Annotated in this window: 11 protein-coding genes; 6 read left to right on the top strand and 5 right to left on the bottom strand. The window is 48.7% G+C overall.

The window, feature by feature from the left end:
* Positions 1 to 22 precede the first annotated feature (22 nt).
* On the bottom strand, positions 23 to 1,321 hold the full coding sequence (locus tag IE094_RS02035; protein WP_189638899.1) for a helix-turn-helix transcriptional regulator: 1,299 nt from the start codon (positions 1,319 to 1,321) through the stop codon (positions 23 to 25).
* Positions 1,322 to 1,530: 209 nt separating this feature from the next.
* On the opposite strand from IE094_RS02035, the gene IE094_RS02030 reads away from it, so the two are divergent.
* The 6 genes from IE094_RS02030 to acs all read left to right on the top strand — a co-directional run bounded on the left by IE094_RS02030 (position 1,531) and on the right by acs (position 8,693).
* Positions 1,531 to 2,868 (top strand): substrate-binding protein, encoded by a 1,338-nt coding sequence (locus IE094_RS02030; RefSeq protein WP_373295847.1) that lies wholly within the window; start codon positions 1,531 to 1,533, stop codon positions 2,866 to 2,868.
* Positions 2,869 to 2,965: 97 nt separating this feature from the next.
* On the top strand, positions 2,966 to 4,012 hold the full coding sequence (locus IE094_RS02025) for a branched-chain amino acid ABC transporter permease (protein WP_189638898.1): 1,047 nt from the start codon (positions 2,966 to 2,968) through the stop codon (positions 4,010 to 4,012).
* Positions 4,013 to 5,212, top strand: a complete 1,200-nt coding sequence (locus IE094_RS02020) for a branched-chain amino acid ABC transporter permease (protein WP_189638897.1) — start codon at positions 4,013 to 4,015, stop codon at positions 5,210 to 5,212.
* Between the two features lie 14 nt (positions 5,213 to 5,226).
* Entirely contained in the window at positions 5,227 to 5,982 is a 756-nt protein-coding gene (locus IE094_RS02015) for an ABC transporter ATP-binding protein (RefSeq protein WP_189638896.1), read from the top strand.
* Positions 5,982 to 6,722: an ABC transporter ATP-binding protein gene (locus IE094_RS02010; protein ID WP_189638895.1), complete on the top strand. Its 741-nt coding sequence runs from the start codon at positions 5,982 to 5,984 to the stop codon at positions 6,720 to 6,722. The genes IE094_RS02015 and IE094_RS02010 overlap by 1 nt, the downstream gene beginning before the upstream one ends.
* Before the next feature lie 27 nt (positions 6,723 to 6,749).
* A complete protein-coding gene (acs, locus tag IE094_RS02005; protein ID WP_189638894.1) occupies positions 6,750 to 8,693 on the top strand; it encodes an acetate--CoA ligase in 1,944 nt (647 codons plus the stop codon).
* Between the two features lie 55 nt (positions 8,694 to 8,748).
* Here the strand turns inward: acs and hpaB are convergent, their stop codons facing one another.
* From hpaB to IE094_RS01985, 4 genes are all read right to left on the bottom strand, one after another.
* Entirely contained in the window at positions 8,749 to 10,212 is a 1,464-nt protein-coding gene (gene hpaB, locus IE094_RS02000; protein WP_189638893.1) for a 4-hydroxyphenylacetate 3-monooxygenase, oxygenase component, read from the bottom strand.
* 9 nt (positions 10,213 to 10,221) lie between these two features.
* Positions 10,222 to 10,689, bottom strand: a complete 468-nt coding sequence (locus IE094_RS01995) for a MarR family winged helix-turn-helix transcriptional regulator (RefSeq protein WP_189638892.1) — start codon at positions 10,687 to 10,689, stop codon at positions 10,222 to 10,224.
* Positions 10,690 to 10,745: 56 nt separating this feature from the next.
* Complete coding sequence (gene pobA, locus IE094_RS01990; protein ID WP_189638891.1) at positions 10,746 to 11,918, bottom strand: 4-hydroxybenzoate 3-monooxygenase; 1,173 nt, start codon at positions 11,916 to 11,918, stop codon at positions 10,746 to 10,748.
* Positions 11,919 to 11,998: 80 nt separating this feature from the next.
* Positions 11,999 to 14,203 (bottom strand): hybrid sensor histidine kinase/response regulator, encoded by a 2,205-nt coding sequence (locus IE094_RS01985; protein ID WP_189638890.1) that lies wholly within the window; start codon positions 14,201 to 14,203, stop codon positions 11,999 to 12,001.

The following is a 14,203-nucleotide window of genomic DNA, read 5'->3' as shown; positions in this document are numbered from 1 at the left end:
GATTTTTGAAACTAACAAGGGGTTAGGATTTTCCGAGCAAATAAGCATCGCGCCGCGCGGTACAATTTGGGCGCGGACAGACCGTGCATTGCAACCCAACTGCCAATTGGGGAAGGGCGGCGAAATTCGCGTTTGCGAGCAAATCGTAATTAGCGGTGAATAACATGATGCTTTCGTTTTGGGCGGGCATTCCGATTTGGGGCGGGGCAACGGGATATGAAATACTAAATGTATAAAACCGCTCGCCCGTTGGCATATCTAAAAATGCGCTGACAGGTTGGCCTGTTTGAGACATGCATCGATACACAGGCCAGAGCGCACATGCGCCGCCAAATCGGGGCAGGTTAAACGTGGACAATTGTTTGCGATACAAAACCGCGCCAGACCCGTCGCATTGCAATAACCCAAATTTGGGCACATCGGGTGCGGTTGGCATATGGGCAAGGCGAAAACAGATAGATGATATATCGGTGTTTAGCATCTGTGCCAAAACCAAAGGATCATATCCCACCTGTTTGGCCTGTGCCATGAACGGATCAATGGGCAGGCGATGCGCCATATCTATGTAGCTGTTTATTGACGCGCGCAGTTTTTCCAGATCACTGGCTTCACCGTCGGTATTTTGCACAATCGCATCCGCCGTGGTGGTGCGGTTTTCAAGATCGGCCAAAAAATGATTGTTTTGTTCCAACAACGCTTCGAACGCCGATGTGCCTTGGGACAAGGATTGGGTATCTGAATTGGGTTCAAAATGGTCCAACACATCTGATACCGTGGTTGATAAACGGTTTGCCTCGTCGCGCAGGTTATCCATGAACCGTTTGGCCACATCAATTGGCACATCGGTTTCATTGGCCAAAATTTCCGCCGTGGATCGGATTGTGGTGATGTTGGACAACATCAAATGCATGGCTTCTGCAAAAAACGGGTCGTGGTGCATTTGATCGGCAAGTGCGGTCAACTGTTGTTCCTGTTGATCGACCTGATCTTGTAGGCGTGCAATCAGGCGCGCGAACCCTGGGAAACGGGCGGCGAATTCCGCGCTTCGGTCTGTTTCAATGGCAAACCCGCGCATTTTCAGCCCCGATCGTTTCACGCGATCAATCAGGGATGTATCCATGCCCTCGGACAGGGTTTGCGCATCAATTCCCAGCCCTTTTGCCAGCGCGATTAATGTCTTGCCTGCAATGGATCGACGGTTGTGTTCAATCAGGTTTAAATAGGACGCAGAAATCCCCGCAAGTGACGCCAGGTCCTTTTGCGACAGGTTTTTTGATTTGCGGTTTTCACGGATGCGTGTTCCCAAATGTGTTCGCGCCATAAATTATCCTTTGAAAACAGATGGTTTAGCCTTTCTTGTAAATTAATTTACATTTTGTGCAGATGCAAATATAAAATATTTACAAAAAAAGTGTTCATAAACAATAAGTTATTGAAAAACTTTCTAATCACGCTAGCCTGAAGGCGTCAATCAGACACTGGCGTATGCTGCGAGGAGGCATCATGCGGCCAGATTTAGGGAGGATAACTATGTCTAACTTTACACGTCGTGGATTGTTGAAAACAGGTGCCGTTGCTGGTGCCGGTCTTGCAATGCCGACATTAATCACAAGCCCACTTGCGGCCTATACGAATGAACCAACTGGTGGTTCAGTTACATTGGGTTTCAACGTACCACAAACGGGTCCATATGCGGACGAGGGCGCGGATGAACTTCGTGCTTATGAACTTGCTGTCGAGCACCTGAATGGTGGTGGCGATGGTGGTATGATGAATACGTTTTCATCAAAGGCGCTTAAGGGTAATGGTATCCTTGGCAAGAAAGTGGAATATGTAACAGGTGACACGCAAACCAAATCTGATGCGGCGCGTGCTTCTGCGAAATCCATGATCGAAAAAGACGGCGCAATCATGATCACAGGTGGTTCTTCATCTGGTGTGGCTGTTGCTGTTCAAGGTCTGTGCCAAGAAGCTGGCGTTATCTTTATGGCCGGTTTGACACATTCAAACGACACAACTGGTAAAGACAAAAAAGCGAACGGTTTCCGTCACTTCTTTAACGGTTATATGTCTGGTGCTGCTTTGGCGCCTGTGTTGGCAAATGAATATGGCACAGATCGTCGTGCATACCACCTAACGGCGGATTACACTTGGGGTTGGACACAACAAGAATCCATCCAAGCCGCGACAGAAGCAAAGGGTTGGAGCACAGTGAACAACGTGCTGACGCCATTGGCGACAACTGACTTCTCTTCATATATCGCGCCTGTTTTGAACTCTGGTGCGGATGTGTTGGTTCTGAACCACTACGGCGGTAACATGGTGAACTCGTTGACAAACGCGGTTCAATTTGGTCTGCGTGATAAACAAGTGAACGGCAAAAACTTTGAAATCGTTGTTCCATTGTATTCAGAGTTGATGGCCAAAGGTGCTGGTGAAAACATCAAAGGTATCTTGGGTTCAACCAACTGGTCTTGGACACTTGGCGATGACGGCACCAAAGCGTTTGTAAAAGCATTCGGTGAAAAATATGGTTTCCCACCGTCAAATGCGGCGCAAACTGTTTATGCACAAACATTGTTGTATGCGGATGCGTGTGAACGCGCTGGCACATTCAACCCATGTGGCATTGCTGAATCACTAGAAGGTTTTGAATTCGACGGTCTGGGCAATGGCCCAACACTGTATCGTAAAGAAGACCACCAGTGTTTCAAAGATGTGCTTGTGATGAAGGGCAAAGAAAATCCAACAAACGAATATGATGCGTTGGAAATCGTCGAAATCACACCACGTGCACAGGTTGAATATGCACCAGATCACCCAATGTTTGCGGGTGGCGATTTGGGTCAATGTAACCCAGGCGCATAATTTTATCGCACAACTTAACGATCACGCTGGCGTAAATGCTGGCGTGATCTGCTCACCGCGGGGAACGCGGTTTTCAGATTATACAGGGTAGAGAGCAATGGATCAGTTCCTTTTACAGGTATTGAACGGGCTGGACAAAGGCAGCGCATATGCGTTGATTGCGTTGGGGCTTACACTTATTTTTGGTACGCTGGGTGTGGTGAATTTCGCCCACGGCGCACTGTTCATGGTTGGCGCGTTTTGCGCGGTTTCCATGCAAAAGATTTTTGAAATTTCAAAGGTCACAATTGATGCAACCAAAACCGATTTTTTGGGCAATCCGTTAAAGGTGAAAACGCCATATGTGATTGAATGGTTTGGTGAATCCGCAGGGAATGCGATGATCAACTGGTCGGTTCCATTGGCGTTGTTATTGGCCATTCCAGTGATGTTATTGGTTGGATACATCATGGAACGCGGGTTGATTAAACATTTCTATAAACGCCCCCATGCGGATCAGATTTTGGTGACATTCGGTTTGGCGATTGTGATCCAAGAAATTGTAAAAGCGTCATACGGTGCGAACCCAATCCCAACACCCGCACCAAGCCAATTTGTGGGCTCGTTCGATTTTGGTGTATTGCTGGGCATGGATCCAAACGCAGTTATCTATCCTTACTGGCGTTTGATTTATTTCGCATTTTCCGCTGTAATCATCAGTGCGGTATTTGCATTCCTGCGCTTTACCACATTTGGGATGGTGGTGCGTGCGGGCATGGCCGATCGTGAAACGGTTGGTTTGCTTGGCATCAATATTGATCGTCGCTTTACATTGATGTTTGGCGCGGCTGCCGCGGTGGCGGGGCTGGCGGGTGTGATGTACACCCCGATCAATTCACCCAATTATCACATGGGGATGGATTTCCTTGTGTTGTCATTCGTTGTGGTTGTTGTTGGCGGCATGGGCAGTTTGCCCGGTGCTGTGCTTGCGGGCTTTATGCTTGGTATTTTGGAAAGCTTTGCGTCAATGAACGCAGTCAAAGATTTCTTTGAAATGCTGTATCTGCCATCGATTGACCAAATCGTAATCTATCTTGTTGCCATTATCGTTTTGCTGACCCGACCACGCGGTTTGATGGGCAAAGCTGGCGTAATGGAGGAATAAATGAATACTTTTAGCAAAGCAGACAAAAACACACTGTTATTTGTCATTATCATCACCATGCTCGCGCCGTTCATCTTGAACCCGTTTCCAGAAGGGTCGGCCATGGCACAGTTCAACGCAGGCTATCCCGATTTGATGCAGCGTTTCGCAATCTTTGGCATCTTGGCAGTTGGATTTAACATCCTGTTTGGCCTGACGGGGTATCTGTCATTTGGTCACGCGGCATTTTTGGGTGTGGGTTCATATTCCGCCGTTTGGATGTTCAAGCTGTTATCGATGAATATCATTCCGGCATTGATCCTGTCAGTGATTATCGCGGGTGTATTCGCGCTGGTCATTGGGTTTATCTCGCTGCGCCGATCTGGGATCTACTTCTCAATCCTAACGCTAGCCTTTGCACAAATGAGCTTCTCGCTTGCTTATTCGGTTTTGACACCGATCACCAATGGTGAAACGGGTTTGCAAATTACACTGAATGATCCGCGCATTTTGGATGGTGGAACGGGTGCGGGGAACCTGCCCGTGACGGGTTTGTTTGGCATGGAAATGCGCAATACATTCACGCTTGATGTCGGTGCATGGGCATTTCAATTCAATGTTGGATATTATGTTTGCGCGATCTTCTTGATCTTGGCGTTTTACTTGTCGATGCGAATTTTTCGATCACCATTTGGATTGATGTTGCGTGCGATCAAAACCAATCAAACACGTCTGAACTACACGGGCCTAAACTCGCGTCCATACACATTGGCAGCGTTCGTGATCTCTGGCATGTACGCAGGGCTTGCGGGTGGTTTGATGGCATCAATGGACCCATTGGCAGGTGCGGAACGTATGCAATGGACGGCATCTGGTGAAATCGTTTTGATGACAATCCTTGGCGGTGCGGGCACATTGCTTGGCCCTGTATTGGGTGCAGGCTTTATCAAATATTTCGAAAACATCTTTTCAAAGATCAACGACAATGTGTTGCACACTTGGTTTTCGTTCATGCCTGATGGTTTGGAAAACGCGATTGTTTGGGTGCTTCATTTCTTTGTCGGTAAGGGCTGGCATTTAACGCTTGGCATGTTGTTCATGCTGGTGGTGATCTTCCTTCCCGGTGGTTTGATGGAAGGTGCGGATCGTATTCGTGCACGATTTGGCCGCAACAAAGGCGATGGCGATGATACGCCAAATGCCACAACCCCAGCAGAATAAGGAGCGGATTTCAAATGGGTATTTTAGAAGTCCAAAATGTGAATAAATCCTTTGGTGGGTTAAAGGCATTGCAAAACGTGAACCTTAATATCGAAGAGGGTACAATTCACGCAATTATCGGGCCAAACGGTGCAGGAAAATCAACATTGTTGAACTGTTTTGTTGGCAAATTGGTCCCTGACACTGGAACGGTGATGTTTAATGGGCAATCATTGTTGGGGATCAAACCCCACGAAATTAACCAAGCAGGCGTTTCACGTGTGTTCCAAACGCCAGAGATTTTTACCGATCTAAGCGTGTTTGAAAACGTGTTGATCCCGTGTTTTGCCAAACGCGACGGTTCATTCAAAATGAATGCGCTTAACCGTGTGCGCAACGAGGTTGATATTCAGGAAAAAGCGGAACAGATGTTGATTGACGTCAACATGATCGACAAACGCGATATGATTGCGTCATCCATGTCACGCGGTGATAAACGCCGCCTTGAAATGGCGATGTGTCTGGCACAAGACCCCAAGCTTTTGTTGTTGGATGAACCAACGGCTGGCATGGCGCGTGCGGATACGAATAACACGATCGATTTGTTATCCGAAATTCAGGATCGCCGCCATATCACCATGGCTGTGATTGAACACGATATGCATGTTGTGTTTTCGCTGGCGCAAAAGATTAGCGTGTTGGCGCAAGGAACTGTTATCGTTGAAGACTTACCAGAAAATATTAAGGGCCATCCAAAGGTTCAAGAAGCTTACCTTGGGGGGGCACACTAATGGCGAATATGAACGCAAATCACGCGCAAAACGCACCTGCGTATTTTTCGGTACATGACATCCACGCATATTACGGCGAAAGCTATATCGTGCAAGGCGTGTCAATGAATGTCCATGAGGGTGAAATTCTGGCACTGCTTGGGCGTAATGGAGCAGGGAAAACATCGACCTTGCGCGCATTGGCGCGTCTGGATGATCCTGCGGTGCACACGGGCGAAATCTGGCTTGACCATCAACCGCTTCATACGATGAAATCATATCAGGCGGCACAGGCTGGTATCGCATTGGTGCCAGAGGATCGGCGTATCATCCAAGGTTTGACCGTTGAGGAAAACATTCAACTGGCACAGATTGAACCACCCATTGGTTGGTCGCTGGAACGCATTTACGATCTGTTTCCACGTCTGGGCGAGCGGCGCAAACAAGAGGGTACAACCCTGTCTGGTGGCGAGCAACAAATGCTGGCAATTGGACGCGCATTGTCGCGTGATATCAAACTTTTGCTGCTTGATGAACCCTACGAAGGTCTAGCCCCCGTTATCGTTCAAGAGATCGAAAAAACGTTGCATCTGATCCGCGAGCAGGGCATCACAACGATCATTGTTGAACAAAACGCAGTCGCCGCTTTGAACTTGGCTGATCGCGCTTTGATCTTGGACACAGGGCAAGTAGTCTTTGACGGCACCGCAAAAGAGGTGTTGGATAACGAAGAGCTGCGCCACGAATATTTGGCCATCTAGCGCCAATTCAGACGAAAGGTATTGAATATGACCGACCCGATTTTCCCACCAAGCGCGGAAGTCGCTGCGAACGCGCATGCGGACGCCAAAAAATACGACGAAATGTATGCAGCATCCGTGAACGACCCAGAAGCATTCTGGGCTGAGCACGGCAAGCGTCTGGATTGGATGACACCATATACAAAGGTGAAAAACACAACGTTTGAATATCCCGATGTGTCGATCAAATGGTATGAGGATGGCGAATTAAACGTCTGTGTGAATTGCGTTGATCGCCATTTGGAAACACGCGGCGATCAGGTTGCGATTATTTGGGAAAGCGATGAACCAGGTGGCGACGAAAAGATCACTTACAAAAAGCTGCACCAAGAAGTGTCAAAGCTCGCCAATGTTTATAAATCACTGGGTGTTAAAAAGGGCGATCGCGTTGTTCTCTATATGCCAATGATCCCAGAGGCGGCATATGCCATGCTGGCCTGTGCGCGCATTGGTGCGATCCATTCCATCGTGTTTGGTGGGTTTTCACCCGATGCATTGGCATCACGCATCGCCGATAGCGAGGCTGCATTGGTTGTAACCGCAGACGAAGGTCCACGCGGTGGACGTGCTGTTGGGCTTAAGAAAAATGTTGATGCGGCATTGGATATTTGCGGTGATGTGACAACGCTTGTTGTGGCACGCACCGGCGGTGGCCCTGGCAACAAAGAGGGGCGCGATCATGATTACGCAACCTTGATGGCGGACGCATCCCCAGATTGCCCCGCGGAAAAAATGAACGCAGAGGATCCGTTATTCGTTCTTTACACATCTGGTTCAACGGGCAAGCCAAAGGGCGTTGTCCATACATCGGGCGGTTATCTGGTGTCTGCATCCATGACCCATCAATATACGTTCGATTATCATGATGGTGATGTGTATTGGTGCACGGCGGATGTCGGCTGGATCACTGGCCACAGCTATATCGTTTATGGCCCGCTGGCCAATGGCGCGACCACGTTGATGTTTGAAGGAACCCCAACATATCCAGACGCATCGCGTTTTTGGCAGGTTTGCGAAAAGCATAAGGTTAATCAATTTTACACCGCACCAACGGCGATCCGTTCATTGATGGCGCTGGGGGATGTTCCGGTGAATAAATGTGATCTATCGGCCCTCAAGGTTCTGGGAACCGTGGGCGAGCCGATCAATCCTGAGGCGTGGAATTGGTATCACAATGTGGTTGGCAAGGGCAAAGTCCCAATTGTTGACACATGGTGGCAAACCGAAACGGGCGCACATATGATGACTCCATTGCCGGGCGCGATCGCCACGAAACCGGGTTCCGCGACTAAGCCATTTTTTGGTGTGCAGCCCGTCGTTCTTGACCCAACAACAGGCAAAGAAATCACCACGCAAGAGGCCGAAGGCGTATTGGCGATCAAGGACAGTTGGCCCAGCCAAATGCGCACGGTTTATGGTGATCACGAGCGTTTCGTGAACACATATTTCGCCGCCTACAAAGGGTATTATTTCACCGAAGACGGCTGTCGTCGTGACAAGGATGGATATTACTGGATCACGGGGCGTGTGGACGATGTGTTGAACGTATCAGGCCACCGTATGGGGACCGCCGAAATCGAAAGCGCACTGGTCGCCCATCCAAATGTGGCAGAGGCCGCCGTGGTGGGATACCCACATGCGGTCAAGGGACAGGGCATTTATTGTTATGTCACCCTCAATGTTGGTGTGGAACCATCAGATGATTTGCGCGTTGAGTTGCGCAATTGGGTGCGTAAACAAATCGGCCCAGTTGCATCGCCCGACTTGATCCAATGGGCGCCAGGATTGCCGAAAACCCGTTCAGGCAAAATTATGCGCCGCATTTTGCGCAAAGTTGCCGAAGATGATTTTGGAAGTCTGGGCGACACATCCACATTGGCAGAGCCAGAGGTCGTGGATGATCTGATCGCAAACCGCATGAACCGCGGTTAAATTTATAGATGAATTAAATCCCCCAAGGTTCTGATCTTGGGGGATTTTTTCGTATTTAATTTTGAGCAAGCAATGCATCAACGCGATCTGTCACGCGATCTTTGTCATACAGATCAAAATAGGCCGCGTGCATCAAATGTGGTGGTCCGAAAAAGAACCGCTCGTAAAGCGCTTGGCGATTGCCAAATCCCGATACCGCCACATCATGCGCCAAACGGTATAATGCCACGCGATCTTTCGCTTCTAAATTTGCAACTTGGAAATATTGCAAAACATCTGGTGTCAGATCATTGGCAAAATCCGCCTCGGCAGGGGTTGCCATCAATGATGATGATCCCATCATTTGCAGAATTTCCACCATGCGCGGGTAATATTTCGGAAACAGATTGCGCGATGTATCAAGCGGGCTGCGCAATGGGATGAAATTGCCATATTCATCTTCGTGTGCTTCGGCCTCTGCTTGGTACAGCAATGCACGGATGGTTTCGGTCATTAACATGACCTCTGATACCATGCCCTTCATCGCCAAATCGCGATCACGGCCCGTCGCCTTGAGGATGGAAACCAAAATGCCCGTTAAAAATTCGGCCTTTGCCAGTTTGCCACATGCCACCTGATGCGCCATATGTACCACGGCATTGGTGGCACCAAACGCTTGGTTACATAATTCTGGTTCGCCATACATGAACACGCGTTCCCATGGCACCAAAACATTGTCGAAAATCACGACCGCATCCATTTCTTCAAACCGCGATGCAAGTGGGGCGTCAAAATGGGATTTCCCGTGATCATATGTATCACGACAAATCATTTTCAAACCCTTGGTTGCAATCGGAATTGCGAATGCAAAGGCAAATGGTTCATTGGCGGGATCTGCACGTAAAACGGTTGAGGGGAAAACCTCAATCTCATCGGCAGATGGGCCAAGCGTTGCGAGCAAACGCGCGCCATTTACGATGATCCCCGCGTCGGTTTCTTTTACCACATGCAATGCGACTTCGCTGCTAAATTTACCTGCGGCGGCTTGGGCGTGGCTAATCTGTGGGTTGACCAATGTATGGGTTAAAACCTTGTCATTGGTGCGGACATGGTCATAAAAATTAGTCATGTTTTGCGCAAAATCAGCCTGACCTTTGGTGCCTTGTGCCAAAAATGATGTGGCGGATGCAAATGACATCACCGATGCGTTTTTGTAATCAGGAGTGCGCCCAAACATCCCGTTCGACCATTTCGCCCATTCGTAATATGCACGCCCTTTGGCCAAAATGTCATCCTTGGATTTTGGCATTTTGAATGACATCGCACAGCGGGTGCCATCATCATCTTGATAGGTGACAGTGTCGCGATATTTTTCATCATGCTGGCGATCCAAAAAGCCCGCCAAAGTATTTACACCGCGCATAATCCCCGGTTCGGTGGTAACATCCGCAACACGATTTCCCCGCGTCCAAACCTCGCGGTCATCTTGTAAACCTTTGATATATTGCGCACCTGTGCGAATGCCATTTCCCAACGTCATGTTTTTCTCCTATGACTTTGATTTACTACGGAGAATGTCAGCGAGTGTGACATCATCCATGTTTTGTTTGATCGTATCTAAAATGCGTTCCAGCGCCGCCCAGTCATCGGTTCCGATTGATTGCGTGAGATGGATTTGAATGTCTTGCACCAATGGCAAAACTTGTTGTTGTAACGCACGCCCTTGTTCAGTGACGAGAACATAGGTTTTGCGCCGATCGGATTCGGATCGTTTGCGTTCAACCAGTCCCTTTTTTTCCAACCGATCAAGAATACCGACAAGGCTCGGTGCGGGGAGCAATGTTTGTTTTGAAATTTCAACCGCTGTGGTTTTTTCCGATGTCCACAACATGCGCAACACGCGCCATTGTTGTTCGGTCAGATCAAATCGCGCAAAAAGTTCGCGATGAACCGGCATTACAGCATCGAGCGTGTAATTTAACATCATCGGTAATGATCGTTGAAAGTTGAGCATCATGCATATCCTAATTAATTAATATATTAATAATTTAGATATGCATGAAGTGCAAGTATTTAGCGCGAGTAGGGAAGCCCCACATAATTTTCCGCAATGCTTGTCTGTGCGGCCTTTGATTGCGCGGTGTATAACAATTCGCTTTCTTGGACATGTTGATCAAAATCGGTTTGATCTGGGAAACGATGCAACAGGGTGGTCATGGACCAGCTAAATCGGATGGCTTTCCATATCCGATCAAGTGCGGTTTCTGAATATGCGGACAACAGGTTTGAATTGCCATCATCGTAATGCGCGATCAAGCCGTTGGATAAATAATACACATCCGACATGGCCAAGTTTAACCCCTTGGCACCCGTGGGTGGCACGATATGTGCAGCATCGCCACACAGGAACAATTTGCCATGTTGCATCGGCTCACACACAAAGCTGCGCAATGGTGCAATGGATTTTTCAATGCTTGGCCCCGTGATCAATGTTTTGGCGTGTTCTGCGGGTAGGCGGCGTTTCAATTCATCCCAAAACGCATCATCAGACCAATTTTCAACCTTATCGGTCAGGGGGACTTGGATATAATATCGTGACCGCGTGGCGGATCGCATCGATGCCAGCGCAAATCCACGGCGATGGTTGGCATAGATCAATTCATCCGCACAGGGTGGAGTATCGGATAAAACGCCAAGCCAGCCAAATGGGTAAACTTTTTCATATTCAGTGCGAATATCATCGGGGATGCTGGGGCGGCTGACACCGTGAAAACCGTCGCAACCTGCGATAAAATCGCATTGAACTTCCTGTGTTTTCCCATCCAGTTCATATGTCACGCGCGGCGTCGATTGCAGGTCATGCAATTTCACATTTTCCACACCGTGAATGATGGTGGCGCCAATTTCATCTTGGGCTTCGTATAAATCACGCGTGACCTCTGTTTGGCCATAAACCATCATGCGCTTACCCGTGTGTTTATGCACATCAACGCGAAATTCTTGGTTGTTATAGGCCAGATGAAAACCGTCATGGGGGTGACCTTCGGCATCCATACGCGCGCCAACGCCTGCTTTGCGTAACAATTCAACGCTGCCCCATTCCAAAACACCCGCGCGGATACGCGACAGAACATATTCGCGGCTTTGACGTTCTAAAACGATCGTGGAAATACCCGCGCGATTAAGAAGTTGTGATAACAATAGCCCTGATGGCCCCGCACCGATGATTGCAACTTGCGTTTTCATGATCACTCCCAAAATTAATGCGGTAACAATAACGCGGACAGGGGTAATTCCAAATTCGTTTGACGAGATGCATTATTCACTTAGGCTATAGGTGGTTTGATTGCGGTCAATAAAAACTGTTCTAAAACATCTGCATCAACGGGTTTAAGCATAAGCTGTAATCCAGCATCTTTGCATTTTCGGCGCAGATCACCCGTGCGATTGGCCGAAATAATACGGGTGGGGATATCGCTATGTTTTTGTAAAATGGTCTGTGCCAAATGGATGCCGTCATCGCCGAAATCCAGCTGGTAATCTATTACCATCGCATCGGGCATGATTTGGATTTCATCCAAGAGATCCAGCGCCTCTGGTGCGTTGGCTACGTCCAATACGTTAATGTCCCATTTGTTCAACAATAACACCATGGCGCGGCGCAATTCTTGGTCGTTTTCAACCAGCAACACGATCAAGCCTTGGTTTTGGAGACTGTTTCGTGGCGAATATTTTGAATTTTGAGTGGTTGGATTGGTTTGTGCTTGGTCAGAAATGGGAACGTTGACAAAAAAACCAGAACCCTTGCCCAACACCGACCAAAGCTGGAGCGGGTGGTGCAATTGTTCACAGGCACGTTCAACAATCGCAAGGCCAAGCCCCATGCCCTCGGACGCGCTGGCGCGGGTTTCAAGGCGTTGAAATTCATCGAAAATAATGGCCTGATCGGGTTCGCTAATGCCGCGCCCTGTGTCCCAGACCTCTAACCGTAGTGATCCGCCATTGCGCCGCGCACCGACCAAAATGCGGCCCTGATCGGTGTATCGAATTGCGTTGCTGATCAGGTTTTGCAAAATACGGCGCAGGTAGGACGGATCGGATCGCACCGTGACGCTGCTATTTACCACGACCAATTCTAAATTTTTCAACGCTGCAATCGGTTGGAATTCGTTTTTCAACGTGGTCAAGATATCGGCAAGGCGAAAATTACCCACCTCCATCGTAGCCGAACCTGAATCAAGCTTTGAGATTTCCAACAAATCTTCGATAATGGTTTCTACACTGACGAGCGCCTGTTCGGCCTTGCCCAATATTTCTTGGTTTGCCTTATCAGACAGCGCCGCAAGATAAAGTTTCGCCGCGGAAAGGGGCTGTAACAAATCATGGCTTGCGGCAGCTACAAATCGGTTTTTGGATGCGTTCGCACGTTCTGCGGATTGCAAAGCCTGTTGCAAGTTATCGGTGCGTTCTTCGACGCGTAATTCTAAGGTTTCATTGGCGCGCGCTAACATGCGGGTGGCGGATCGTTCGGCGGACACATCTGTGAGGCTGATCACAAACCCACCATCGGGCATACGGCGCACAAAGGCATCCAATATTTGCCCGCTTTTGGACGTGACTTCAAATGATAACGGGCGGCGCAGATTTGGCGATTCAACCCATGTGTTCAAGGCATGTACCGCTTTTGCGTTTTCATTTCCAAAACTGTTGCGCAAACTGTCAACAACCTTTGAAAAACTAACCCCCATACGTAGCGATTTTGATTTGAGGCTGAGCAGGCTGTTGAGGCTGCGATTCCAACCGATCAGGCGTGATTGCTGATCAAAAATCGCAACCGCTTGGTTCAGGTGATCCAAAGTCGCCTTGATCATGCGCGCTTGATCGTCCAGCAATTTATCACGTTCTTCGCGTTCGGTGCGGATGATGTCGGTCACATCGGTTTGCATAATTACCGTGCTGCCGTTCAATGTGCGATCTGTGCTGACCTGTAACCATTGATCGTCGTTAATTGCGATATTGAATACTGCATGGGGTTTTTTGTGCAATGCCTTGCGATCAGTCGCCCAACTATCGCGCGTGGTGCCATCTGGTGGAATCAAATGGGGGCTGTTTGCGGCAAAATCGATGAATTGGTTTAACCGCAACCCAGGTGCGAGTTTGGCGCGAATATCGGGCAGGGCGGTGCAAAATCGGCTGTTGTTCATCACCAAAACATCATGTGAATCAAACAGTGCGAAACCTTCTTCGATGGCCTCGATGGCGTTGAACATGTCTTCGCGTGCGGATTCCGTTTCGGCCATTGCACTGGCAAGGTTTTCGTTGGATTGATTTAACAGACGCAATGCCTGTTCCAATTCTGCGGTGCGTTTGCGCACTTGGTCTTCTAACAATACGGCGCGTTCGAATTGCGCATAGGCATCGCCGTTATTGTTGGTGTCTTGTTCAACACGGCGCATCAACGCATCAACGATTTTCAACAGTTTTTCGTTTTGTTTGGTGATGGGTTGTGATGTATCGACCAGAGAATTCAT

It is taken from the genome of Paramylibacter ulvae (genome assembly GCF_014652655.1).
In the GTDB taxonomy this organism is placed as follows: Bacteria; Pseudomonadota; Alphaproteobacteria; order Rhodobacterales; family Rhodobacteraceae; genus Amylibacter; species Amylibacter ulvae.
Note: the sequence above shows the minus strand (reverse complement) of the source record. Positions and strands in the feature narration are given on the sequence as shown.